The 23,136-nt window shown below is 44.1% G+C and carries 18 protein-coding genes; 1 reads left to right on the top strand and 17 read right to left on the bottom strand.

Annotated features, from left to right (window positions below):
* Positions 1–146 precede the first annotated feature (146 nt).
* The 16 genes from cas2 to T488_RS0107655 all read right to left on the bottom strand — a co-directional run bounded on the left by cas2 (position 147) and on the right by T488_RS0107655 (position 19,372).
* Positions 147–437, bottom strand: a complete 291-nt coding sequence (gene cas2 / locus T488_RS0107735; protein WP_028520269.1) for a CRISPR-associated endonuclease Cas2 — start codon at positions 435–437, stop codon at positions 147–149.
* Positions 438–441: 4 nt separating this feature from the next.
* Positions 442–1,473: a type I-C CRISPR-associated endonuclease Cas1c gene (cas1c, locus tag T488_RS0107730; protein WP_028520268.1), complete on the bottom strand. Its 1,032-nt coding sequence runs from the start codon at positions 1,471–1,473 to the stop codon at positions 442–444.
* A complete protein-coding gene (gene cas4, locus T488_RS0107725) occupies positions 1,470–2,135 on the bottom strand; it encodes a CRISPR-associated protein Cas4 (protein ID WP_196243288.1) in 666 nt (221 codons plus the stop codon). The genes cas1c and cas4 overlap by 4 nt, the downstream gene beginning before the upstream one ends.
* Entirely contained in the window at positions 2,135–2,998 is an 864-nt protein-coding gene (gene cas7c, locus T488_RS0107720; protein WP_028520266.1) for a type I-C CRISPR-associated protein Cas7/Csd2, read from the bottom strand. Before cas7c ends, cas4 begins: the two co-directional genes overlap by 1 nt.
* On the bottom strand, positions 2,999–4,852 hold the full coding sequence (gene cas8c, locus T488_RS0107715) for a type I-C CRISPR-associated protein Cas8c/Csd1 (protein ID WP_028520265.1): 1,854 nt from the start codon (positions 4,850–4,852) through the stop codon (positions 2,999–3,001).
* Positions 4,839–5,588 (bottom strand): type I-C CRISPR-associated protein Cas5c, encoded by a 750-nt coding sequence (gene cas5c / locus T488_RS0107710; protein WP_028520264.1) that lies wholly within the window; start codon positions 5,586–5,588, stop codon positions 4,839–4,841. Before cas5c ends, cas8c begins: the two co-directional genes overlap by 14 nt.
* 13 nt (positions 5,589–5,601) lie before the next feature.
* Positions 5,602–7,926 (bottom strand): CRISPR-associated helicase/endonuclease Cas3, encoded by a 2,325-nt coding sequence (locus tag T488_RS0107705; protein ID WP_028520263.1) that lies wholly within the window; start codon positions 7,924–7,926, stop codon positions 5,602–5,604.
* A 201-nt stretch (positions 7,927–8,127) separates the two neighbouring features.
* Positions 8,128–9,519: an SLC13 family permease gene (locus T488_RS0107700; RefSeq protein WP_028520262.1), complete on the bottom strand. Its 1,392-nt coding sequence runs from the start codon at positions 9,517–9,519 to the stop codon at positions 8,128–8,130.
* Between the two features lie 55 nt (positions 9,520–9,574).
* A complete protein-coding gene (locus T488_RS0107695) occupies positions 9,575–10,861 on the bottom strand; it encodes a class I adenylate-forming enzyme family protein (RefSeq protein WP_028520261.1) in 1,287 nt (428 codons plus the stop codon).
* A 6-nt stretch (positions 10,862–10,867) separates the two neighbouring features.
* A complete protein-coding gene (locus tag T488_RS0107690) occupies positions 10,868–12,178 on the bottom strand; it encodes a radical SAM protein (protein WP_028520260.1) in 1,311 nt (436 codons plus the stop codon).
* 12 nt (positions 12,179–12,190) lie between these two features.
* Positions 12,191–12,460, bottom strand: a complete 270-nt coding sequence (locus T488_RS0107685; RefSeq protein WP_028520259.1) for a phosphopantetheine-binding protein — start codon at positions 12,458–12,460, stop codon at positions 12,191–12,193.
* Between the two features lie 22 nt (positions 12,461–12,482).
* On the bottom strand, positions 12,483–13,328 hold the full coding sequence (locus T488_RS0107680; RefSeq protein WP_028520258.1) for a thioesterase II family protein: 846 nt from the start codon (positions 13,326–13,328) through the stop codon (positions 12,483–12,485).
* Positions 13,329–13,338: 10 nt separating this feature from the next.
* Positions 13,339–15,567, bottom strand: coding sequence for an ABC transporter permease (locus T488_RS0107675; protein ID WP_028520257.1), 2,229 nt, complete (start codon positions 15,565–15,567; stop codon positions 13,339–13,341).
* Positions 15,557–16,264 carry an ABC transporter ATP-binding protein gene (locus T488_RS0107670; RefSeq protein ID WP_028520256.1) on the bottom strand — a complete coding sequence of 236 codons (708 nt, stop codon included), beginning with the start codon at positions 16,262–16,264 and terminating at the stop codon, positions 15,557–15,559. Before T488_RS0107670 ends, T488_RS0107675 begins: the two co-directional genes overlap by 11 nt.
* 486 nt (positions 16,265–16,750) lie before the next feature.
* Positions 16,751–17,929 (bottom strand): nucleotide disphospho-sugar-binding domain-containing protein, encoded by a 1,179-nt coding sequence (locus tag T488_RS0107665; protein WP_028520255.1) that lies wholly within the window; start codon positions 17,927–17,929, stop codon positions 16,751–16,753.
* A gap of 414 nt (positions 17,930–18,343) precedes the next feature.
* On the bottom strand, positions 18,344–19,372 hold the full coding sequence (locus T488_RS0107655) for a 3-deoxy-7-phosphoheptulonate synthase (RefSeq protein WP_028520254.1): 1,029 nt from the start codon (positions 19,370–19,372) through the stop codon (positions 18,344–18,346).
* Between the two features lie 185 nt (positions 19,373–19,557).
* Here T488_RS0107655 and T488_RS0107650 point away from each other — a divergent pair, with 185 nt between their 5' ends.
* Entirely contained in the window at positions 19,558–20,127 is a 570-nt protein-coding gene (locus T488_RS0107650; protein ID WP_028520253.1) for a DUF3592 domain-containing protein, read from the top strand.
* A gap of 62 nt (positions 20,128–20,189) precedes the next feature.
* Here T488_RS0107650 and T488_RS0107645 read toward each other — a convergent pair whose 3' ends face one another.
* Complete coding sequence (locus tag T488_RS0107645) at positions 20,190–22,931, bottom strand: M4 family metallopeptidase (protein WP_028520252.1); 2,742 nt, start codon at positions 22,929–22,931, stop codon at positions 20,190–20,192.
* Positions 22,932–23,136 lie beyond the last annotated feature (205 nt).

The raw sequence follows: 23,136 nt of genomic DNA, 5'->3' as shown, positions 1-23,136 counted from the left end.
AGACATATCCGACCAAATATACAATTCTGACAATACAGTTTGAATTAATAACGCTCTCAAACTGAAAAAAGAGCATTTTCAGCTCACGCACAGGCGAAAAAAAGGTGCGGATCTCTTATGATTTTAATGTTTACTCAGGGTTCGCACTAAAATATAAGGTCACCCTCGACATTCAACGCTTCCCTGGCTCCGATGTGTTCGACATTAGACTTTGTGCGATTTCCAAGGTTATAGATCCTCAGACTGTCCTTTTTATCGTCTATCTCATCAACAAGAGCCTTTTTCAGCAGTTTTAGCTGCGCTGCATCGACTACACATTCAAAAACCGAATTCTGTACTCTTACACCGTAATTGGTGCATTGTTTTGCAACTCTGCGCAGGCGTTTTCTGCCTTCTCTGTCCTGTGTGTTTACATCATATGTCACAAGTACAAGCATAATATCACTTCCACATAAACGGCGGATAACAGTCAAGGTCACCTCTGATATACCGCGCGAGCAGCATTGCCTGTACATAAGGGAGCATTCCCCATTCCACCTTTTCTTCAATAAACGGGTGTTTCAGTTCTTCATTCAAACGTTTCTGCCAGGCACTGAAAAAGCTTTTCCGCCCCTCTTCCGTGAGCAGGACAGCACCGTCTTCCCTCTTCATAAAATCGCCGCTGCTGACAAGTCTTTTATTGATAAGGGTCAGCACAAACCTGTCACACAGTACTGAGCGGAACTCCTCAACAAGATCAAGTGCAAGGGAACGTCTGCCGGGACGGTCGGTGTGCATAAATCCGACATACGGGTCAAGTCCTGCACTTTCAAGTGCGCTTGCACACATACCCGATGCCAGAGAATAAGCAAATGAAAGCAGAGCATTGACATTATCCAGCGGAGGACGCTTATTTCTCACCTTAAAACTGAAATCGTCCTTTTGCTGGAGTATCATATCATTGAACACCGAAAAATAAACTGAAGCTGCCTCGCCCTCTATCCCGCGAAGGCTTTCCATATCAGTGCAGTTTCTTGCCTGACTGACAGAGTTCTGAAGGAATCTTGATCTCTGACCGAAAAGCTCCGTATCTATCCTTGCACCGTGATCGCGTATCATTCTTTCTATGACCCAGCGGCTGTTGAAAAGCTTGGCTGAAATGATATTTTTAGCTATATCAAGCGATCTTTCCTCATTATCGGCGAACCTGTACTGCTGACGGCGAAGCAGGACATTGCCTCTGACTTCTCCCTCAACACGGGCGATGAAATGTCCGCTTCGGCTCATAAAAACAAGATCTATGCCATTCCTTGCACACTTTCCCATCAGAGCAGGACTTGCGCCCCCATGACCAAAAGTCATGACACGCTCGATATTATGAAGGGGAACTCTGCCTATCTCTGTACCATCCTGACTTATGACTATGTTTTCGCCGTCAAGAGAAAGGTACCTGTCAGGAGTGTTCACATAAACTGTATTCAAAAGCTTTTTCATGGCTCTTCCTCCGAACTCAGCATTTTATCCACATAGTCCGAGGCTTTTTTATTCCCGCAGATAACAGGAAGGCAGATATTTTTCAAAGAACAGGCGTTACAGGCTTTTCTTCGTTTTACCTTCGGAGTGTATTGTTTTTTATACAGATCGTGCATTTCGGCGATCATATCTTCCGTACGCCTTCGCAGCTCCTCATCGAACACGACCTTTACCCTTCGCCTTATCTCGCCGTAATACAGGTACCCGAAGGGTATATCGCAGCAAAGCATATCCTCAAGACATAACGCCTGAGCCGTGAGCTGCACCACATCACAGTCGTCTTCTTTTGGCGCTCCCCTTTTGTATTCAACGGGAGTAACTGTGTATTTCCCTTCAAGCCCGTATAATTCTATCCCTTTCTCAGCTCTTTTCAGTTCAACAGCATCACATTCGCCTGAAATTCCCAGCCTTGCTGAGGAAACAGCCATTGCCCGTGTAACGGTAAGATCTCCCCGCTTTTCGTGGATACTCTCATCATGTACCCTTTCATGCATGATGTTCCCGTCAACGGTCCTGCTGTTTTCCTCCCACTGCTGTTCAATATGTATCAGAGCCCATTGTCTTCGGCAGAATGCAAAATGCTGAACTCCCGAAAGCATGAGATATTCATCCTCGCTGAACATTATATCAGATCTTCATATTTCTCACAGTCAAGGCCTTCCAGCTCATTCAGCTTCACATCATAGTCGCTGAAAGAATTCGGGCGGCTCACACCTTTCTTAAGCTTCACCTCGACCTGTCTGTGGACCTTTGCAGAAGAATACCTCGGTGTTTTACTCTCATGCTTCCACCAGTAAAGACGGCATACCTCCATACTTCCGTCAGGACGGGCAGAAGAAGTGTCATTCTCAAAAAGCGTCAGCAGAGCCTGCTTGATCTTTTCGGCATCTTCATCGGTAAAGCCTGTTTTTTCTGCCAGCTGGCAGTTGATACTTCCGTTGACAACATAAAGTCCGAACTCAACGCGATGCTTCAGTCCCATAGTATCAGAGGCTTTTCCTTCTTTACCGCCTTCGCTGTTTACGCTCTTTGTGATCTGCATACTGACAATATCCACAGGTGAAACGCTGACTGCCTGCTGTATGGAAACAGGACCTCTTACACCTACCGAGACAGCGTCACCCTTGAACGCGAACACCTGACCGAAGCTGCGGACGTCTATCCACTCCGCACAGGCGGTTTTGGCATACTCCTCCCTGTCAGTATTCTTGCCCTTGCTTATAGCCTTTATAGCTTCATTGCCTTCTGCCCTTGCGCGGAGGCTGTCAAATCCGTCATCGCATCTGTCATCGGACTGGACAAAGATCTTCTCGCCCATATCCTGCAAACGGTTGCGTATCTTCCTCTTTATGCAGACATCGGAGATCTCTCCGAGACCGTCGTAATTCTCACGGGGACGGTTTCCGTTGAGCGGGTCACCGTTAGGATTTGCATTTTTGGCGGTAATAAGCAATGTAAAATCTATTTTATTCTGTAAAACTCCCATTTATTTTTCCTCCTCAGTATTCTCATCGTTTTTATTCCACAGCAATGCGTTATAATGGTGGAAGCCTATCAGGTACATCGGTGAAAGCCTGCTGTTATCAGCAAAATCCGCAGGTGAAAACTTCTCCATTATTGCGTTTATATGCTTTGTATATTTTGTCATTATCCATTTCTCTTTTTCGAGATATGGTTCAAGCCTTTCCTCTATTATCTGCCAGGTCTGATAAGGTCTTGACGAAAATGCGCTCCAGAAGCGTCTTGCATTTGTCACGCGCTTTTCGTCCTTTTCATAGGTATCGCTTTCAGCCTTGTCAGCAACAGCCAGCAGGCAGCCGAAAAGATAGCTTCTGTCGGTGATATTGGGATCGTAAGACATTGAAACATCTCCTTTTTCATGATCGTTGTTGTACTTTCTTATCATACCGCAGGCTGTTTCAAGAACACTGCGGTGATTACTCATTTTATCATATGCAAGCGGTGCTGACGCTTTCTGATACAGCCCATCAACAATATCCTGAGGCAGTTTTGCACCGTTGGTTATACAGCCAAGCAATCTGAGGACATTATCACGCATAAGCTTTTTATCACAGTCCACAAATGCCCCCTGCTCCGTTCCGAAAGCATATCGAATAATATCATAAACGCTGAATGAATCGATCATTCTTTTTTTGGCTTTACTGTTAAATCTCAGCCATGCAGTCTCAGAATGCCATTTCTCAATATTCTCCAGATACCGCGAGCTTTCCAGCTCAGAATACATCGAAATATTGATACGTCCCGGAGTGGCAGCATCAAGACCCATTATCATTACCCTGGTATCGGGTCTGAGCTTATCCCTTGTGCTGAATATCATTTTCCTGAGCATATCAGTATACATCGGCTTGGTGGAGGGGATATTATCATCGCTTTCATCAGACGATCCAAAAAATGTATCATAGAAGCTGTCGGTACATTTTACTATCTCCTGCATGGCACTTGCCCAGACTATTACGGTCATAGAATCAAGGTTCATTCCCTGCTTTTCTCTTAGCCAGCGCAGTGCATTATGTATTTTCTGAGAATACTCATAGCCTACCGAAACCGCCTGTTCCTTATTCTCAAATCGTCCTCTGTAGGTAAATCCGCTCTCATCATTTGAAGAAATAATCTTTGCTTTATCACCGCTGTTCCTTATTTTTGAAGGATGTTTATAAGTAGACGGCATATATTCGCCTGTAGCGTAGCAAAGCTGTTTTTCTCCCATAAGACCGCTGTTGAAGCTGATAAAGCTTTCCTGAAGCGATCGGTCTTTCCATGTCTGGACAAGCTTATCATCGGTAAAGATCACAATGCGTACAAAGCTGTCCTCCTGAGAAATACCTGATATTTTCTCTTTCGTCCCGAGCTTTCCTGTTGCTTCATCTAATTTCAGAACACCGGCTTTTATGAGGTCCGAGACAAGACATTTCTTATCAAGATATGAATACAGCGCCTTTACGAAGGGATGACTGTATTCACTTGCAAGCCATTGTCTGAGCTGTTCCATATAAGCGGTGAAGTATGCCGAATTATCAGTCTTTTTTCCGTCTGCATAGCTGCTGTAATCACCTGCGATATAAACAAGCTTATCAGCAAACGGCATGGGGGATATTCCGCTGCTTCGAGTTGCTGAGTTCTCTGTAGCAGGTATCACGGTAACAGCGTCTGACTTATCCACTGCCTCGGCACCCATGAAATCACCGTCTATAGAAATTGAAAGCTCTATCTGTGCATTTGCCGTCGAATGTGCCACAGGAAGCATAACCGGCTCATTTTCATCAAATTCACGGTCACTGTTGTACTCGTAGATCTTGTACAATTCGTCAGTCCAGCTCATATTGATCACCTCCGGCAAATTCATCAAGTCCGACAAAGTTTTCAAGCTCCCTGCCAAAAGGCTTGACGGGCATTTTGCGGATATGCCGCTTTACGGTACACTCCTCAGGACGAATGAAATCGATCACCCCGTTATTCATTTCAGGTCTCCACAGACGAACTGTCATCATGCCCTTGTCCTCATCATTTACAGCCTCATCCGCATATGTTATACCATGATACATGAGACCATATGGTATGATCCCGCAATTATCATAAGCACCTGTACTTTCGCCGAAAACACAGGGTTCGACATAGCTCTGACACTCTCTTGTGCCGAGAAAAATATCACGTCGTCCGCCGCGCTCGATCATTCTCCTTGCAATATTATGATGCTTATGCTCGTTACGGTCTTTTTCAAGCTCGGGACGATTAAGATTCCATTCAAAATGCGCTCTGACCTGATAGTACACATCTTCAAGATAAGTGTAATATGCCAGGTCGTTACCTCCGCCGTATTTGATCGGACGTATCCCCTTTCTGGCTGTGCATATAGGATTCATTATCCTTACACTGTCTATATACCAGACTATTGTAGGCTTCCAGTATATGCTGTGAAGGATACCTTTAAGCGCCTCATAGGTCGGGATCGGGTAGCTTGACTTCTCACCTCCTGCCCTTGTGAGGATGTCCGAGAACAGTGCATAACGTCCGCGGACAGCAAATTCCACTGTGTTTCTGTAGATCTTATCCGACATTTTCCTCCTCCTTTCAGAATATAAGTAATTCCTTTTCTGCTCCCTCGGTATTAACTCCTATTTCATAGCTATAATTTGATTTTTCAAGCACAACAGCTCCGCAGGAAAGATCCCGCAGGGCATGAGCTTCATAGAGCTTCCGCTCATTCCCGCTGTAAACACTGACCGTGTATTTCTGCGCCTTTCGCAGAAGGAGCGAAATATCTTCATAGGGATCCTCAAGCTTTCTGATGATATTCTCAGCCTCTTCATTATAAGGCACTATAACGTCCTTTGTATTCTCATCAATGACCCTGAAAAGACTTCCTGCTGTTTTGAAAGCCTGTGATTCAAAGGAACTGCACGTTTTGGGATCGGGCAGCATTTCATATCTGTTTTTGTTCAGAGACAGGTAATTCAGGAGCGTCTCATTATCGGGAACGGAATATGAAAGCATATCCTTTTCGGTAATATAGAGCTTGCGGAAATAGTCCGATACCGCATCAGGGGACGAAATATCCGCATATTTCGTATTACCGATGATCTGCTGAGTTACCTTCCTTGCTGTTGAAAGCTCTCTAAGATTTCCGAGTTTTTCTTCTTTAAGCTTTATGAGATAAACATGGCATATTTCACTGTTTTCTCCGTGTCTGTTACAGCGTCCCGCAGCCTGGACAGCACTGTCAAGTCCCGCAAGTGAACGTACAACACACTTAAAGGATATATCGACTCCTGCTTCTATAAGCTGTGTGGTTACACATATCACAGGTTTTCCGTTATCCAGCAATGAACGTATATGATTGATCCTCTCCCGGCGGTGCTGAGGGCACATATTCGTGCTGAGATGCACGACTTCCGTATCCTTACTGCATTTAGTCCTAATAAGTCCATACATTTTCAATGCAGATGATTTTGTATTAACGATAAGAAGAAGATTGCCCGATGAATCAAATTTATCGATACAAAAATCTGCAGCTTCGTCAAAAGAATAACCGTAGGCATCTATCACAGGTACTATCTCGGTTCGCCTGAACACCCTGAAATCCTCGCTGTGATCTCCGGTCATGCTCTCATTTTTATCAATGAGCATCGGATGCTTCACATCATCGGTCACAGGCTGGGTCGCTGTACACAGTACAACTGCCGCACCGCAGATATAAGCCAGAAAATTTACTGCAAGGTCAAACATATTCACACATTTCAGCGGTACCGACTGAACTTCATCAATAATGATAACAGAACGGGAAAGCCTGTGAAAACGGCGTACAGATGAGGTTTTCGCTGAAAACAGAGTATTAAGCAGCTGGACCATGGTCGTAGCGATCACAGGCTTGTCCCATCGCTCGGTATGCAGCTCATAATCGGACAGTTCCTCGCTATCATCTGCTTTTTCCGCAAGTACATTTGAATGATGCTCTATAAAATTATCTTCACCTGCGATACTTCTTATCTCGGCACTGTTCTGCTCAAGTATGGACATGAACGGCGCTGTGTATACTATCTTTTCCATATCGTGCCTGATACAGTATTCAATGGCAAACCGCAGAGATGAAAGCGTTTTTCCGCCGCCTGTAGGAACTATGAGTCTGCATATCCTTACATCGTTTACCGAAAACGCAGCACATCTGTCAGATATGCTTTTTCTCTGAAGGGATATTACATCTGTTTTATCGGCAAAGCCCTTCAGCTTCCGCTCCATTGCATCTTTCATGGAAAGCCATGCACCGATTCCCGGAGAATGCTCGCAATGGTCGGTATTATCCATAAAAGAGGCTGTATCAGTCCTGTCAGCATCTATAAGAGCAGACTCAACAAGACGTTCAAGCATCCCGAGATAAAATGCGATCTCAGTTCTGTTTTTTGAGATCTCTTTTATAGTGAGACATACAGCTTTATACTCATCATCAGCTTTTTTCAGCAGCTCATCCAGCTCATTCTCACTTACTATCAACGGAATATTCGCCTTAATCTGATCGTAATTTCTGTCATTTGAGATACGTGCCCTGAAATAGTCCCTGCAATTATCGTCCACCCAGTCGTGAATACCGTGATGTGATATTATAACCCTTGCGATGAGCCGAACAACAGCAGCATTGGACTTATCTGCCTTTTCTGAGATATACCTTGCGCCTGCATAACTGTGGTCTATCTCACCGCGCCTGAATTCGGACACACCTCTTATATAGCTGTCAAAATCAGTACAAAGCTTGCCTGCATCATGGAGCAAGCCTGCTATTATTCCGATATTTTCACAGCCGAACAATGAACAGTGGTTACCGCATATCTCAGCGGTATTCCTGCAATGCTCCCGAACGGACTGCTGACGTTCTTTATCCCCTGAAATATGAGCTGCAAACATTCTGTCACCTCCATTGGCAGTTTATCAAATATATTAATATTATATATTATCAGCATACATTTGTCAATATTTTCTATCATTATTCGACAAATTCCGAACCTGTATATGTTTAATATTTTTTCAGTTATGTGCTCTCTTTCTGCACTATATATGAAAAGAGGGAAATGCAGCGCATTTCCCTTTCTTATCACAGACCTGATGTCATATATTCAGAAGCTTCAGCAATCCGTATGCCAGTGTGGGGCAGAGTACAAATGCCGCCGCCATTATCACTGACGAGATCTTCACATAGTCCTTTATGCTGTAATACTTTTTGCTGTATGTTATCAGGAACACCGAGTCCATAGGAAGCAGATAACCGCAGCCGATAGCTATACTGCAAACAGGTATCATCAGTGCAGGTGAGATACCTACGCTGCCTGCAAGAATGATTATTATAGGTGTAACAACATTTGTCAGCGAAGGTGCTATGGGAACGATAAGTATCAGCAGATATATACATATCACTGCGATCGCTATGAAAAGCACAGGATTCATATTCTCAATATTGAGATGTGAGGTTATAAAATCACTGAGACCGTGAGCCATAAGTGCATTGCACATGGTGATTATAGCTCCGATAAGAAGAAGTATATCGAATTTTATGCTCTTCATGATCTTATCCATTGAGATAACGCCGATAAACGGAAGTGCCATTACACAAACGCCTAAAAACATTACGTGCATGGTGTTTATATCGGTTACCCAGGAAGAAGCGAACCATAATACCAGCATTATCAGGAATATGACTATCGCTTTCTTTTCCTTCATATCAAGCTTGCTCTTTGATGAGAATGATGAGATGAACTCATTTCTGTCCTTATCGCTGATGGGTACAGGCTTGAACAGCTTAACTATAAGCTTCCAGCTCAGGGGGATCATTATGGCTACAACAGGTACGCAGACTATCATCCACTGAACAAAGCCTATGTGCATACCTGTTTCCTTTTCAAGTATGCTCGAAGCCAGTATGTTTACCGTACTTCCCACGGGTGTGGAGATACCTCCTATCATACTTGCCACAGAAACACCGATCATAACGCTTCTGCCTGTTGCTGCGCGGTCTTTTTCATCGCTGTAAACATTCAGAAGCAGCTCTCCGAATGACATATACATTACACAGGTAGGCACATCAGAGATAAACGCAGAGGTAAGTGCGGCGCATATCATTATGGCGAGAATAAGTCCCTCGATATTTTTGCCAAGTTTACCGAAGGTACGCTTCAGTATGCGCTTGCAGATAGTTGTATCGGTCAGAACAGCGGCAAGACCGAATGACATCATTACGAAATATACCGCCTGGCTTGAAAAGCCGCCGAATGAGGTCGCAAAGGACTCGGTTATGCCAAGCAAAGGCATTACGCCAATACCTATAAGCGAGAGCAGAGCCATGGGTAATGCGTTGGTCACAAGTCCAACCATAAATGCACATATAAGCATTATACAGCGCCACAGTCCCGTATCAATACCGGAGGGAGTGAATAAAATGCTGAAAACAACTATCAGCACCGCGCAGGCTAAGCCGGCAATTGATCTTGTTTTTGATTTTTCCATGATTTATCATATCCTTTTTGTTATTATAGTCTAACTGATATTCAAAAAATAAAAGCTACTTTTTGCTGTGCTTCCAGTTTTCCTTCTGTCCCACTTCCTCTTCGGTCCTTATGTAGTAATTGGGTATCTGGTAATCTGACAGATAGCTGCGGCAGTACCTTTTGAATTCATCGGCAGGAATATCTTTATCAGCCTTATAGTAGCAGATTATCTCCTTGAGAACATCATTGCCCACCTTCAGTGAAGCTCCTCTGACATCGGGCATACGCTCGATAATGGCGCCTATCTCCCTGAGATTGATCTTTTCGCCTGCACGGATTATGACATCATCTGCTCTTCCGTCTATGAAAAGTCTTCCCTTTTCGTCAAAATGACCCATATCGTTGGAATAGAAGAAGCCGTCGTTTCCTGCTATCGGTGCAACATTTTCATTTATGTAGAAGCCCATAGTGCCGTGAGTATTGATATTCAGTCTGCCGTCATCATCAATGACGATCTCAACTCCGTCTATAGGAGCCCCCTGGCTCTCATATGGCTCATCTGCCTCCGAAAAAGTAACTGTTCCTATTTCGGTACAGCCGAACTGCTGTCTCAGCGGTATTCCGAATCTTGCTGCGAACTTATCTGCCGTTTCCTTTGTCAGCTTCTCACCCGAAGAAACTATATACCTTATCTTGTCGGAAAAGCCAAACTGCTCATCTACGTCCGCCATGCGATCAAGGAAATATGGTACTCCGTACATACAGGTGACCTTCATTTCTTCTGCAAGCTGAACTATATTCCTCGGCAGCATGAGAGCCGGCTGAACAAGTGTCGCTCCGGTATAAATACTGCAAAGCATAGGGCACAAAAATGCGTATGCGTGGAAAAACGGAGCTATCGACATTATGACGTCCTGCTCCGTAAGCTGAAGGCGTCTGATATATCTCTCAAGCTCAAGATCCAGCATTTCCCTTGTTCTCAGTATGAATTTGGGTTTTCCGCTGGTTGCCGAGGTCATATGAATGACGGAGCCCTTTGTAAGAGCCAGGTGAGGTCCCTTTCCGTTCACCTCACTGATACTGATCTTCATGTTGTTCTTTATGTAGACACAGAGCCTTACATCTGAGAGCTCTGTAAATCTACAGGTGTCCTCGGGAAAATCAGGTGCGATAAACAGCGGAACAGCTCCTGTTTCCTGACAGCTGAGCCATTCGATGATGATACCGTACTGTGAATCAGCTTTGCAGATCACAGGATCTCCCTCACGGATCCCTAATTCCGAAATCCGCCTGCTCAGCTCCTTTATATGCTTTTCGGTCTCTGATCCGGGAACTTCTCTTGTGCCTATGAAAATTTTCATTTGATATTACTGCCTTTCTGATATAAATATTGTCAATTCCTTGCTGATGATCTCCTTTTCCTCTTCTTCGAGGAGGTACCAGTAGATATTATCTATATAGTAGCTGCCTTTTTCAGTAAGTCTGTAAAGCTTATCTGTTTCGCTCACATATCCTTCCTCTATGAGACGGGCAAACTTGTCCGCAAACCTTGCTTTTACGGAGGAAGCTTCAAGCAGTGACTTATCGAGCACAAGCACCTTCGGGAAACCGACTATCTGCATATTCCCGATCTGCTCAGAAGAAAGTGCCTTGAGCTGTCCATAGCAGGGAGTAGGCTGTGACATATAGACGCTGTAGGAAGCATTGCGGTATTTATAGCCTGCAATATTTCCGAAGGCTCCGGAACCGAAAGCTATACAATCCGGCATTTTTTCTATGCCGCCGTAATAAGAGGTCTCAAGAATTATCTTTCCCTGCTTTGTAAAGCCTGAATAGGTGCTCTGAGAGTAACCCGCCGAAAGGAGACTTTCCGTAGCATATTTTATCATCGTTATGATCTCGCTGTCAGCAGGCAGTGCAAGACCTCTCTCCCTGACGATACGCTCCAGTGCATTTTTATAGGGATACATCTGTCCAAGCTCAACACCGTCAAGCTCCAGCTCAATGGCGGTCTTTATATCACTTTTTAGTATATCGAGCATTTTTCCGGGGAAAAACTCGGGATAGCCGTAAAGAATATCACCGTACATGATGATATTGTTTTCATGGAGTATTTTTATAGTGTACAACAGCTCATCGAGAGTAGCTTTCATTGTAAGTTCTCTGCGTACCCCCTCATCGAAGCTCTGAACGCCGAAGCTCACTCTTGTCAGCTTATTATCGGTTATAAAACGGATAATGTCATCACGATAGAGCGTAGTTGCGGAGCCCTCCATATCTATTGCAGTGTTTTCGTCAATGTTGAAGGAACTCTTTATCCTGTCAAGTATCCGCTGAAGAAGCTCAGCGGGGAGCAGTGCAGGGGTACCGCCGCCGAAGTGTACGCTCTGTATGAGATATTTTTCTCTTAATATCGCCGAATAATAGTCTATCTCACTGCACAGCTTGTCAACATAAGCCTCCATCTCATCAAGATCATATTCCTTGTCGAAGCCGCAGAATGCACACTTTGAGTTACAGAACGGAACGTGTATGTATATAGTTGCTTTTCTGTTTTGCTCAATACCATTCATGGCACTGAGAAAGTCCTCTTCCTTTTCCTGTGTGGAACGATCCCCGAAAAAGGTCATGTGAGGATAGTAATACTGATGGGGCAGGAGCAGTCTTTTTTCAAACAACCTTCTCACCCCTTATAACAGAGAGCTCTCTATGGCGGAAATAAAAGCCTCCATATTCTGACCGCTCAGGGATTCAAGCTGCTCCTGTGAAAACTGTATCCTGAACTTCTTCTCGGTGAGGACTACAAGCTCGATTATCCTGAGAGAGTCCAGCTGCTCAAAAAAGGCTTCGGTATCGTCGCCTATCTCCTCTTTTTCATAGGACTTCATAATAGATCTGATTATCTTCTCAGCCTCATTACGTATAGTCTCTTTCGTCCATGTCTTTGTTGCAAAAAGCATTTTTATCAGTTCCTTTCGTTATTTATTGCTTCATTGAATTCACAGCACCCATGAGTATATCCCAGAAATGCTCGTCATCATCAAAAAGCATAAGATGTCCGCCGCTTACTTCTTCAAAATCGAAGCTGCCGCTGCAAAAGTCCTTCCATTTCAGAACTGCGTCCTTAGTGACCACGTTATCCTTTGCACCGTGAACCGCAAGCACAGGCACCGCAACCGGCACACTGTTTTCCTCGCCGTTATATCCGTACATGAGCCTTCCGTCCTGACGCATTATGCGCAGCACGTTCTGACAGTCTCTGCTCTTTTTATACCAGGGGAACATGAACGCCAGTATAAGCTGGAAAAGGTTCATTTTTCTGAGCTCCTCCGCCACATCGGGATTGACTATCTCAAGCATTGTCTTTATGATACCCATCTCTTTTTTGCTTGCCTTGAACGGATTGAAGGAAAAGATACCGAGAAGAGCCTTTACCACTGTAAAATTCGACATTTCAAAAAGCTTCTCCGCATCTGAATGAAGTCCCGGCGGGAGAGATGAGATTATTATCATTCCCGAGGGACTGTGTACAGATTTTTCGGCGGTCAGCTTCTGATAAAGCGCATAGGCAACGATAGCTCCGAAGCAGAAGCCGAGAAGTATATAATCATCATCGCCCACGGCTTTTTTCAGCTTGTCGCGGAGATCGTCTGTGAGAGCCTCCATTGACTCCGCAGGAGGATCACGGAATCGAAGCCCCCTTCCGGGCAATTCCAGCTGAACTATTTCTGCCGTATCCGCAAAACGGTCGATCCACGCCTTGTACATCATAGCCGAGCCACCTGCATAGGGCAGACAAACAAGTTTTACCTTTTTCTGTTTATCCATTTTTCTCTCCTTATTCGCGTTCCTTCAGTATCTCTGTGAAGGATATTCCAGCCAGTCTGAAGCGAAGGTAAATATATAACACTGCATAAGCGGCAAACATGAATACTGCCAGTATCGCATAACCCGAAAGGGTTATACCGGGATCAAGTCTGACACTGTAGCCCGCAGTCAGATACGGGAAAAGTGCTTTTATGACAAGAGTTCCCAGCGGAAGTGAGAGCAGTATGGCGATAATGATGATGTATGTCTCGCCGCCCAGGTATATTTTATTAACTTCATTTGCGTGATAACCCAGTATTTTCAGGAGAGAGATATTGTTCTTCGCCTTATCGGTCATAAATTTAAGCATCAGGAACAGCACCGTGACGAATATGATAGCTGCCGAGCCGAGCAGTGCTATTATTATGAGCATCAGCGACTCAAGCATACTGTCGGCAGCCTCCGTATACTCCTCAGAGGTATAGGCAGCAAGGATATTGACAGAATCCTTGTCTATCTCATTTTCTGTCAGCAGGGTATTGTAATGGTCCCGCTCACCGTTTATCATAAGAGCGGCGTCATTTATATTTATGAATACACTGAGTCCCACCGAATAGGGCACTATCTCCCCAGCTTTCAGAGTATACTCATCTATTCCCGATGTGTCGGTGACAGTAAACACATCATTTTCATGTATCCCGCATTTCTCTGCAAATGAATCGGAAACGGAAACGGTATAAACATCATTATCAGCTCCCCGTTCCGCAGTATCGGCGGTGAAAAAACGGCTGTTCTCACTGATACCGAAAAGGGTTATATCAAGGTCGGAAATACTCCCCTTGTATTTAAGGTTATGTATCTCTGCCTTTTCAGCTCCCTCAGGGACCTGATCATTGCCCGTTACGTAGTACATATATTTATACTTCACAGTACCGTCGATGTCGGACTGATACTTTTTTATGGAGCTGTATATGGAATAGCCGAGGATAAGCAGCACTGTTGATATGAACACACCGAATATCATTACCACATTTCCCGTGAGCTCCTTGAAAAACTGCCTTGTGCGGTAGCGTGTGATATAAGACAGACCGCTGAGCTTTAGTTTTGTGCCGAGAGCCCTGTGCTTCGGCTTTATTATCTCATTAGGTGTTGAAGCTATCTTTCTTGTGAGCATGAATGTGCCTATGACAAGCATTATCAGCGGCGGAACTATAATCGCAAAGAGTATGATATACAAGGGCATAGACACCTTGAAATCAGGCATTGAATACAGGTCCGTGCTGTCCTTTGTAAGCATTTTCGAGAAGATGAAATAGCCTGCTATAAGTGAGCCGATACCGCCTGCCTCGGATATTATCAGCGGAAGTCCGAGATAGTGGAAGATCAGCTCTCTTTTTCTGTAACCCAGGGCACTCAGAGTACCGATGTATTTACGCTCCCGCTCTATCCTGTTCTGAAGGAACACGCACATCACATAGGAAATGACTATCATCAGTATTACCGCAAAGATAAATGTGGCACGCTTGACGATGTAGCAGTCCTCCTTATAGGTAGTTATTCGGGGATTGGTATCGGAGTTGATAAATTCAGTGCAGATATTGTTTTCTGCACTTGAAAAGAATTCCTTTACGCTTTCGGAGGTCTCATTGTTTTTCAGAATGAAAAAATAATTTGCTATTATCTTTTCGGGAAATTCTTCCTTTATCTCACTGAATGCGTCTTCACTTACTATAGCCGTACTGAACGAGGCTGTATGTGAAGACATATCGTTTATACGCTTCAGCACATACACATAATCGGGAAGACAGCCTGTACCGCTGACCGTATATTTCTTTTCGCCTGCTATTATACTGCTGCCGCAGGTATATCCGTTCAGCTCCGCATAATGCTTTTCGAGGAATATCTCATTATCTCCTTCGGGAAGCCTTCCGTTTTCGACATATGGGGTGTTGATGGTCTTTCTGCTTCCGAATACCCTGAGAGTACCCACAGAGGCTTCCATATCGGTATAAAAGGCTTCTTCAACGAGGAACCTGTCACTGCTTTTCTCTATATAATCCTCGCTTAACGGATAGAGCACCGCGGCACTGCCGTCGCAGAGAGAAGCATCATCGAAAAACTGCTCAACTGTCTGTATCATGCTGTCATCGCCTGCATTGCCCCCGAAAACTGTTCCGAGACCGATGGCAAGTATAATAAATATGGCAAGATACATACCGAAATTATGTCTTATATCACGTTTATATCTTTTATAAAGCACTGTTTCTCATTCCTTTGATAGAGCGTTTATTCTTGTTTTTGCTGCTGCGGACGATCTTTCCGTCACTGAAAACCACGATATGATCTGCCATACATGTTATATCATTATTATGAGTTACCATTATAATAGTGGTGCCGAATTTCTCATTCACCTCCTCAAGAAGCTCCAGAATGTCCTGGGAGGTCTTGGAATCCAGCGCACCTGTGGGCTCATCGCATAGAAGAATGGAAGGCTTCTTTACAAGAGCACGTCCAATAGCGCAGCGCTGCTGCTGACCGCCCGAAAGCTGGGAGGGAAACTTGTTTTTATGCTCCTCAAGACCGAGAAGCCTGATAAGCTCGTCTATATCCATATTATCCTTGCCAAGATACTGCGTAGTCTCGATGTTTTCCAGCACTGTCAGGTCAGGGATAAGGTTATAGAACTGGAAGATATACCCCAGATACTCCCTGCGGTAATCCGTAAGCTTAGCTGCTTTGAGCTTTGTAATATCCTTACCGTCAATAACTATACTGCCGCTGTCGGCAACATCCATTGCACCGATCAGGTTAAGGAAAGTAGATTTTCCTGAGCCCGATGCACCGATTATCATGCAGATAGTCCCCTTCTCTATATCAAGAGACACATTGTTGATGACTTTTATCTTGTTATCGCCCTCACCGTAGCTCTTATTAAGTTTCTTGATTTCAATGAACATAAGAATGCTCCTTTATTAGCTTTATCTAACATATAGTACTGAAAAATAGCGGTCCATTTCTCTCATAAAGCCGCCGTTATATATAATATCATTTTGAATTATGTTTGTCAATACTAATTTTTAATTTTTCTATTTAATTTAAGAGGAGTATTATTATTTTTCTGAACTTTTTCTATCCCTCTGTGAATAAAAGTACGATTTCCGCCGGGAAAGCTGTGTATATAAATAAAAACCGTACAGCTGTAATTCCGATCAGCTGCACGGTCCCGCCGTTTGATTTTTTATTGTAGTGTGATGCTTATATATATATGGTATTGAACCATTAGTCAACAGTATGTATCCCGAAAGGATATTACCGATTATTTTCGCTGTTTAATTGTAGGATAGGTGTTTTTTGTGTATGAATTTCTTTAAATGGTCTTATGCCGGAATAATAAATGCTTTTTCTATACTTGATAATTTAACTCAGGTTCTGTATGGGGTCGTTCAGGCAAACACTTTTTTGTATATATCTGTTCTGTTTTTTCTTGCTTCCTTAAATGATTCCAGGATCTTTTCTGTGCCTGTTCTGAATTCGTCTCTTCTGTTATATGCTTCGTTGACTGCGTCCTTTATTACGTCAGGGGTTATATTAATTTCATTTTTGTTCAGTGCCAGACCTGCGTTTCTCTTGCGTATCACTCTTGCAACATCAAACTGGTCAACTGCCTGGGGCACCAAAACAAGTGCAGCGCCGCTTGCAAGACCTTCCGACGTTGAATTGAAGCCTGCATGAGTAATAAAAACGTCAACATCCGGTAAAAGCTGTGTCTGAGGAACGTAGTTGTAAATGCTGAAGTTATCGGGGATATCCTTGAAGTTCTGCTCAATATCAACGAACTTGCCGACGGACATCACCACCTGATACTCTTCCGAATCCCTGAATGCTTCGATACAGTGATGATAGAACTCAATATCCTTTCCGAATATAGTTCCCAGTGATATGAACAGCAGCTTTTTGTTTTCGTCCTTCTTGAAGTCAAAGTTTTCGTCCGTTACTCGCTGTTCGATATGGGGTCCCATGAAGTAGGTCTTATCATCGGTATCTTCAGATCTGAGGTGGAAGTATTCCGAGGTGAGCACCAGTTTTGTAAAGTCGTTTGGTGTGAATATCAGACCCACGAAATCGTGAAGATTGATGTTGTAATACTGGCTTGTCCACAGCAGACCTATCAGTCTTGCATTATCGAACTGGTTTTCATCGGTCATGATGAAAGAGGTATGAAGTATCACGAATTTTGAAGGATCTCTCTTAAGTACCTTATTCATTTCCTCAATATCGAAGAAAGCGTCGAAAACATAGTAATCATAGTCTGTTTCGTCCTTTAACAGGGTCTCCATGACCATGTAGGTGGCTTTTCCGACCAGGAATGAGTTGATAGCGAATGGCGGAGCATACGGTGGGAGTTTTTTTGCGACTTCACTGACATCTGATGAATAAACTATTTTTTTAACGGGTATATCGTTCAATCTGTCTGCAAACTCATCTGTAACACAGCAGGTAACGTCATAGCCTAATTCAGTCAGTTCTCTTACTACCTCAACGCTTCCTGTGAAGTGTCCGTGTAAAACGCCGTTTGCAACAAAAATCTTTTTGGGATTTGTCTTTTCTGATGCATTACTCATCCGATCTCCTCCCCTCTTTTTCGTTTTTTCGCAGGATCACCAATGTTTTTACCATTGAAACCCGCTACAGTATCAGTGCGCGTGACCAGATCCATGTAACAGTAACCTCCCAAAGAATAAATGATTATAAATTATGCTCAAAAACAGTCCGTGCATCTATAAGCACAAACCATGTAATTATAGCACGTATTCCGGTTTTCGTCAATAGAAAACAACGAAATATTCAGCATTTTCGCTATTTATGACCGAAAATTTCCCGACAAATGAACAATGATATGTTACAATATACATTTAATATGAGTTGTTATGTAAAACACTAAGAATATCGGCTTTAACCGAGCAGTATCACATTGATAAACAAAAAGAGCACTGCCTGTACAGCAATGCTCTTTTTAGCCTATAATTGCTTAAAAATTATAATCTGTCAGCAATATCCATTATCATCTGCTCGGTCTTTACCCAGCCCAGACAGGGATCGGTAATAGACTTTCCGTAAACGTGCTCGTCCACCTTCTGGTTTCCGTCCTCTATGTAGCTCTCTATCATGAAGCCCTTGACCAGCTTGCGGATCCTATCATCGTATCTGCGGCTGCTGAGGACCTCCTTGACTATACGGGGCTGTTCAAAGGGACGCTTGCCCGAATTACAGTGATTGGTATCTATTATGCAGGCAGGATTGCTGAAGCCCTTTGCCTCATAGAACTGGTCGAGGAGCTGAAGGTTCTCATAGTGATAATTCGGCATACTCTGGCTGTGGTGGTTCTCATATCCTCTGAGGATAGCATGAGCAAGAGGATTGCCCGAGGTAACTACCTCCCAGCCTCTGTAGAGGAAGGTATGTCCCGACTGTGCAGCTTCGATGGAATTCATAAGCACATGAAGGCTTCCGCTTACAGGGTTCTTCATACCTACGGGAACATTGAGTCCGCTGGCAGTAAGTCTGTGCTGCTGGTTCTCAACGGAACGGGCACCTACAGCAACATAGCCCAAAAGGTCATTGACGTAACGGTGATTCTCGGGATAGAGCATCTCATCTGCGCAGGTAAAGCCTGTCTCCTGTATTGCTCTCAGGTGCATTTTTCTGATAGCCACTATGCCCTTATACATATCAGGCTTCTGGCTGGGATCGGGCTGATGGAGCATTCCCTTGTAGCCCTTTCCTGTTGTGCGGGGCTTGTTCGTGTAGATACGGGGAACGATGAGGATCTTGTCATTCACCTTCTCCTGGACCTCTCTGAGACGGCAGATATAATCTATAACGCTGTCCTCATTATCTGCGGAACAGGGGCCTATGATGAGCATGAGCCTGTCATTGTCTCCCCTGATGATCTCAGCGATCTTTTCATTTCTCTCTGCAATCACCTTTCCAAGCTCCTCGGAAACGGGGTATTCACTCTTTACCTCAGCAGGTATGGGGAGCTTGCACTTGAAGTTCATATTCATAATTACATTATCCTTTCTGTCACAATTCAGAATTTCTAAATAATTATAGCACAAATACAAAAAAATAGCAATAGTCCAACCAAATAAATAATCACATCACCATTCTCCGGCTGCTATTGAAATATACTTATTTTTGTGTTATACTTAGTATTAGATCAACGCTGATAAACACGGAGGTTACCTGTATGTACAGTACATTATCATTTGCCTTTATCCTTGCGGGAATACTTATAATCCTTCTCGGAGCGCTGACTATAGCCATAATCATATGGTTCGGCTTCAAGCGTCCCGAATACAGAAGGACCCACTTCACGGGTCATACCATCGGCACTGTTGAGCGTATGTCCAATATAACCAGCAACGATATTCGCGTTCCTCTGGTGAGCTATACCGTGAACGGTCAGACCTACAAGGTGGCAGGTCCCAAGTTTGCGGGAAGAACAGATGTCTTCGCCGAAGTTGCAGGCAGGCAACTTCTCAGCAGCTCCTCAAACATAACAACGGACGGTGAGCTTCCTTCGGTGGTAAAGACAAAGGGAGGCATATCATCGGCACAGAAAGCTGTGGAGGACAGGTATCCCCCGGGCAGGAACGTTGATGTTTTCTATGATCCGAAGGCTCCGAAGCACGCCTTCGTTGAACGGGATGCTCCTCCATCAAAGACTATTTCAGTAATACTTGCCTGTATAGGCGGAGTACTTGCAGCTTTCGGCATAGCAATGTTCATTATCGGTATAATTGTTCTTGCAAATTGATCAATACACAGAAAAATAAGCTCCCACTTTGCTTAGTGGGAGCTTTATTGTTTTAGCAGCTTTTAATTCTTGCCTCCGCCGTTGAACATACCGTCCAGGGTATCTGCAAGATCCTGCATATCGTCCATATTGAAGCTTTCGTCGCCAAAGCCGAAGCCTGAGAGCCCGATACCGACCTTTGGCTCGATGACAACGTCCTCCGTGACAGGCTTGCTGAAATCGAATACCTCATCAGTCCCGTAGATAACATAGGACATTTCCACGGGAACATATCCCGTATCAAAGTATATCTTGCTGCCGTCCGTAGTGATCTTGAGATCCATTATCTCATCAAGCTTTGAACCCTTCAGCTTGCTCATTGCCTTGTTGAGCTCATCAACAAGCTTCTTCAGGGATATTTTTGAGCCCTTCTGAACGTAGTATTCCTGAGCCTTCTGCTTGGAATGCTCAGATGTTCCGTCCGCAGCCATCTGAACTATGGTGACCTTTACCTTCTCGCCTGTGGAGTCGTCCGAGATAGGAGCATCGCTGCTGTGAACAGAGCCGAAGTCATCGGCAACTGCAAGATTACAGTCGGTCATCTCTTCGTCAAATATAGCCATAGCAATGAATGAAAGATCTCTGAAGCCATCAGCCTTGACATTTATCAGTGTACCGACAAAATTCTCGGGATCGTAATCGATAACGATATTACCGTCTTCATCTGTCCTGCCGACTTCTTCTCCGTTTACTGTCACTACTGCGTCCGGAATAAGATGGCTGCCGCAATGTACAGTCAGTGTAAGTTTTCCTGTAGGAGGAAGCATTCTTGTTGATCTGAGAGCCTTTGCGACCATCTTGGATTCTTCTCTGGTATAACCTAATTCCACCGATGAATATAATAACGCATGGGCAGTTTCTTCAAAATCAGGATAAGATGAGAGCCTGAAAAGTGAGTTTAAGAAAATTTTGGCTATCTTTTCATTGGATAAGCCATTCTCAGACATAAGATAAGCAGAATGGGATACGATAGTTGCATTTACGTGCTCATCATGCGGATCTTCAAGGTAATACTCTCCGCCTACCTTATCCGGATTAAAATTCTTGACCGGATCGATCGCATTTCTGATATGGTACTCAATATTCGGTATATCTGAGGACATCTCGTTCTTTATGAACAACCAGTCGCCTGAGATGATAGATCCCATTACATCTGCGTATCCCTCATTGATAGATTTTGGCTTAGGATCGTCGCTTATGTGCGCTGTATTATCTACAACTCCGTGAGTGAACTCGTGTCCGGTTATACCCGGGCCTGAGACCGGCTTATTATTGATACCGCCGAACAAAAATGTATTTGTCCCGCCAATGAATGCAGAGTTTGGAAAATATTCTTCTGTCGGATTAAGCATATCAAAATCTTTGGCTTCGGGATCGCTGTTGTGTACTGCGGCAAAGATCCACAAAGGCATACCTTTGCCGTCAATAGACTTCCAGCCGAGTACGTTATCATAGTAGTCATAGGCATTTTGTAGTGTGCTGAGTGCCTTGATAGCGATCTCGGTCACTTCCTTATTCTCTGTGGGATCTTTTTCATCAAGAAGCTCTTTCATAGAAGAAGTATTAGGCACAGCTGAAATGATCATACTTCCATCAGATAAAACTTCATCCTTTTTGACGCACATCACAGGATCATACGGTATTCCGTTAAGGATATCAAAGCGTATTTTGGCTTTAATAGCCGGCCCGAAATATGAATGGTTGCTTGCATCGGATACTGAGATATTGCGTTTGTAATCCATGACCTTGTAGTCTGCAACTAAACCGCCCAAGCTTTCTTCAAGGTCGACCTTGTAAATCCTTCCGTCAAAATTGGCATTGACCGTTTCTAAAGCTTTGTCAGTAAGATCATTTTCGGTAATGATATCTCCGCTGTCAGCGTCTATGAAAAGCTCTGAATATTCAGTTTCTCCAAAAGCTCTGATGTCATAGGTCAGCTTTGCAGAGCCGCTGTCAGTATATGGACGGATAGTAAGCTCGCTGCTGATTATTTCAGCCTCGCCGCCGATATGTTCCTTTGCGATCTTCTCAGCCTCTTCCTGATCTATGGAAGGATCGGTACTGATGTCCACAGGTGTATATCCTCCGCTGACGGAATCAACGATACCGTCCTTATCAACAGAAACGATAAGCTGATTTCCGTATACGGGGACATCGTCATATACCTGCTGGAATTTGTAGAAAGTACAGTCCTCGAATGTAGTTTCGCTGACAAAGCTCAGCTCGTCAAAAGCGTCTTCTATACCTATCTGATCAGCATAGCTGTCAATAAACTCCAGGGCTTCGTAATCTTCGGATACCTTTTCATCAAAGGTCCCGCTGAACATCTGAAAGTCTCCGTTTTCGTCATAGCTGATGCCGAGCTGTGATGCCTCGCTCTCCTCGGGACCGTCATCGTAGATGTTCTCTGTCGTCTGCTCCTCAGTATCGGTGTCATAGTCGGTGAGGTCCATCAGCTCCTCAAGACTGTTGTCGTCCTTTTTGCTGCCCTTGCGCCTTCCGCTGCCTGAGTCATCGTCAGCGAAATGACGATAGAGGAAAAAGCCTCCTGTGCCTGAGCATACAAGTGCAGCCACAATAGCGATGATAAGAGGCTTTTTGATTTTCTTTTTCTGCTGCGGCTGAGCAGGCTGTGCACCTGCGTCAGATGGTGCATTCTGCACTGTCTGCTGAATCGGTGCAGTTGCGGGCTGCTGAGGCTGTCCGCTGCCATGAGGCTGCTGTGCAGGAGAGCCCTGACTGTTATTGATTTGATTCTGATCCATAACGTCCTCTTTTCATATTTATTTGACCGACCGCCACTTAGTGAGTCTTTTTTGTTATACACGCTGTATGCCTTATTTTCGCTGTTTTTCCAGTCATGTCAAGATTTAGTATATCATACTTCTGATATAAAGTCAATATATCCACATAATATTTATATATATCCCTCAACTTCTCTGTTTATATTCTGAAACAGCCTTTTTCTTG

The sequence above is a fragment of the Ruminococcus flavefaciens ND2009 genome (assembly GCF_000621785.1).
Lineage (GTDB): Bacteria > Bacillota > Clostridia > Oscillospirales > Ruminococcaceae > Ruminococcus > Ruminococcus flavefaciens_C.
Note: the sequence above shows the minus strand (reverse complement) of the source record. Positions and strands in the feature narration are given on the sequence as shown.

What these genes read in the sequence shown, in the direction of transcription:
- cas2 (WP_028520269.1), bottom strand. Translation starts at nt 437, where the DNA reads ATGCTTGTACTTGTGACATATGATGTAAACACACAGGACAGAGAAGGC.
- cas1c (WP_028520268.1), bottom strand. Translation starts at nt 1,473, where the DNA reads ATGAAAAAGCTTTTGAATACAGTTTATGTGAACACTCCTGACAGGTAC.
- cas4 (WP_196243288.1), bottom strand. Translation starts at nt 2,135, where the DNA reads ATGTTCAGCGAGGATGAATATCTCATGCTTTCGGGAGTTCAGCATTTT.
- cas7c (WP_028520266.1), bottom strand. Translation starts at nt 2,998, where the DNA reads ATGGGAGTTTTACAGAATAAAATAGATTTTACATTGCTTATTACCGCC.
- cas8c (WP_028520265.1), bottom strand. Translation starts at nt 4,852, where the DNA reads ATGAGCTGGACTGACGAATTGTACAAGATCTACGAGTACAACAGTGAC.
- cas5c (WP_028520264.1), bottom strand. Translation starts at nt 5,588, where the DNA reads ATGTCGGATAAGATCTACAGAAACACAGTGGAATTTGCTGTCCGCGGA.
- T488_RS0107705 (WP_028520263.1), bottom strand. Translation starts at nt 7,926, where the DNA reads ATGTTTGCAGCTCATATTTCAGGGGATAAAGAACGTCAGCAGTCCGTT.
- T488_RS0107700 (WP_028520262.1), bottom strand. Translation starts at nt 9,519, where the DNA reads ATGGAAAAATCAAAAACAAGATCAATTGCCGGCTTAGCCTGCGCGGTG.
- T488_RS0107695 (WP_028520261.1), bottom strand. Translation starts at nt 10,861, where the DNA reads ATGAAAATTTTCATAGGCACAAGAGAAGTTCCCGGATCAGAGACCGAA.
- T488_RS0107685 (WP_028520259.1), bottom strand. Translation starts at nt 12,460, where the DNA reads ATGCTTTTTGCAACAAAGACATGGACGAAAGAGACTATACGTAATGAG.
- T488_RS0107680 (WP_028520258.1), bottom strand. Translation starts at nt 13,328, where the DNA reads ATGGATAAACAGAAAAAGGTAAAACTTGTTTGTCTGCCCTATGCAGGT.
- T488_RS0107670 (WP_028520256.1), bottom strand. Translation starts at nt 16,264, where the DNA reads ATGTTCATTGAAATCAAGAAACTTAATAAGAGCTACGGTGAGGGCGAT.
- T488_RS0107665 (WP_028520255.1), bottom strand. Translation starts at nt 17,929, where the DNA reads ATGAGTAATGCATCAGAAAAGACAAATCCCAAAAAGATTTTTGTTGCA.
- T488_RS0107655 (WP_028520254.1), bottom strand. Translation starts at nt 19,372, where the DNA reads ATGAATATGAACTTCAAGTGCAAGCTCCCCATACCTGCTGAGGTAAAG.
- T488_RS0107650 (WP_028520253.1), top strand. Translation starts at nt 19,558, where the DNA reads ATGTACAGTACATTATCATTTGCCTTTATCCTTGCGGGAATACTTATA.
- T488_RS0107645 (WP_028520252.1), bottom strand. Translation starts at nt 22,931, where the DNA reads ATGGATCAGAATCAAATCAATAACAGTCAGGGCTCTCCTGCACAGCAG.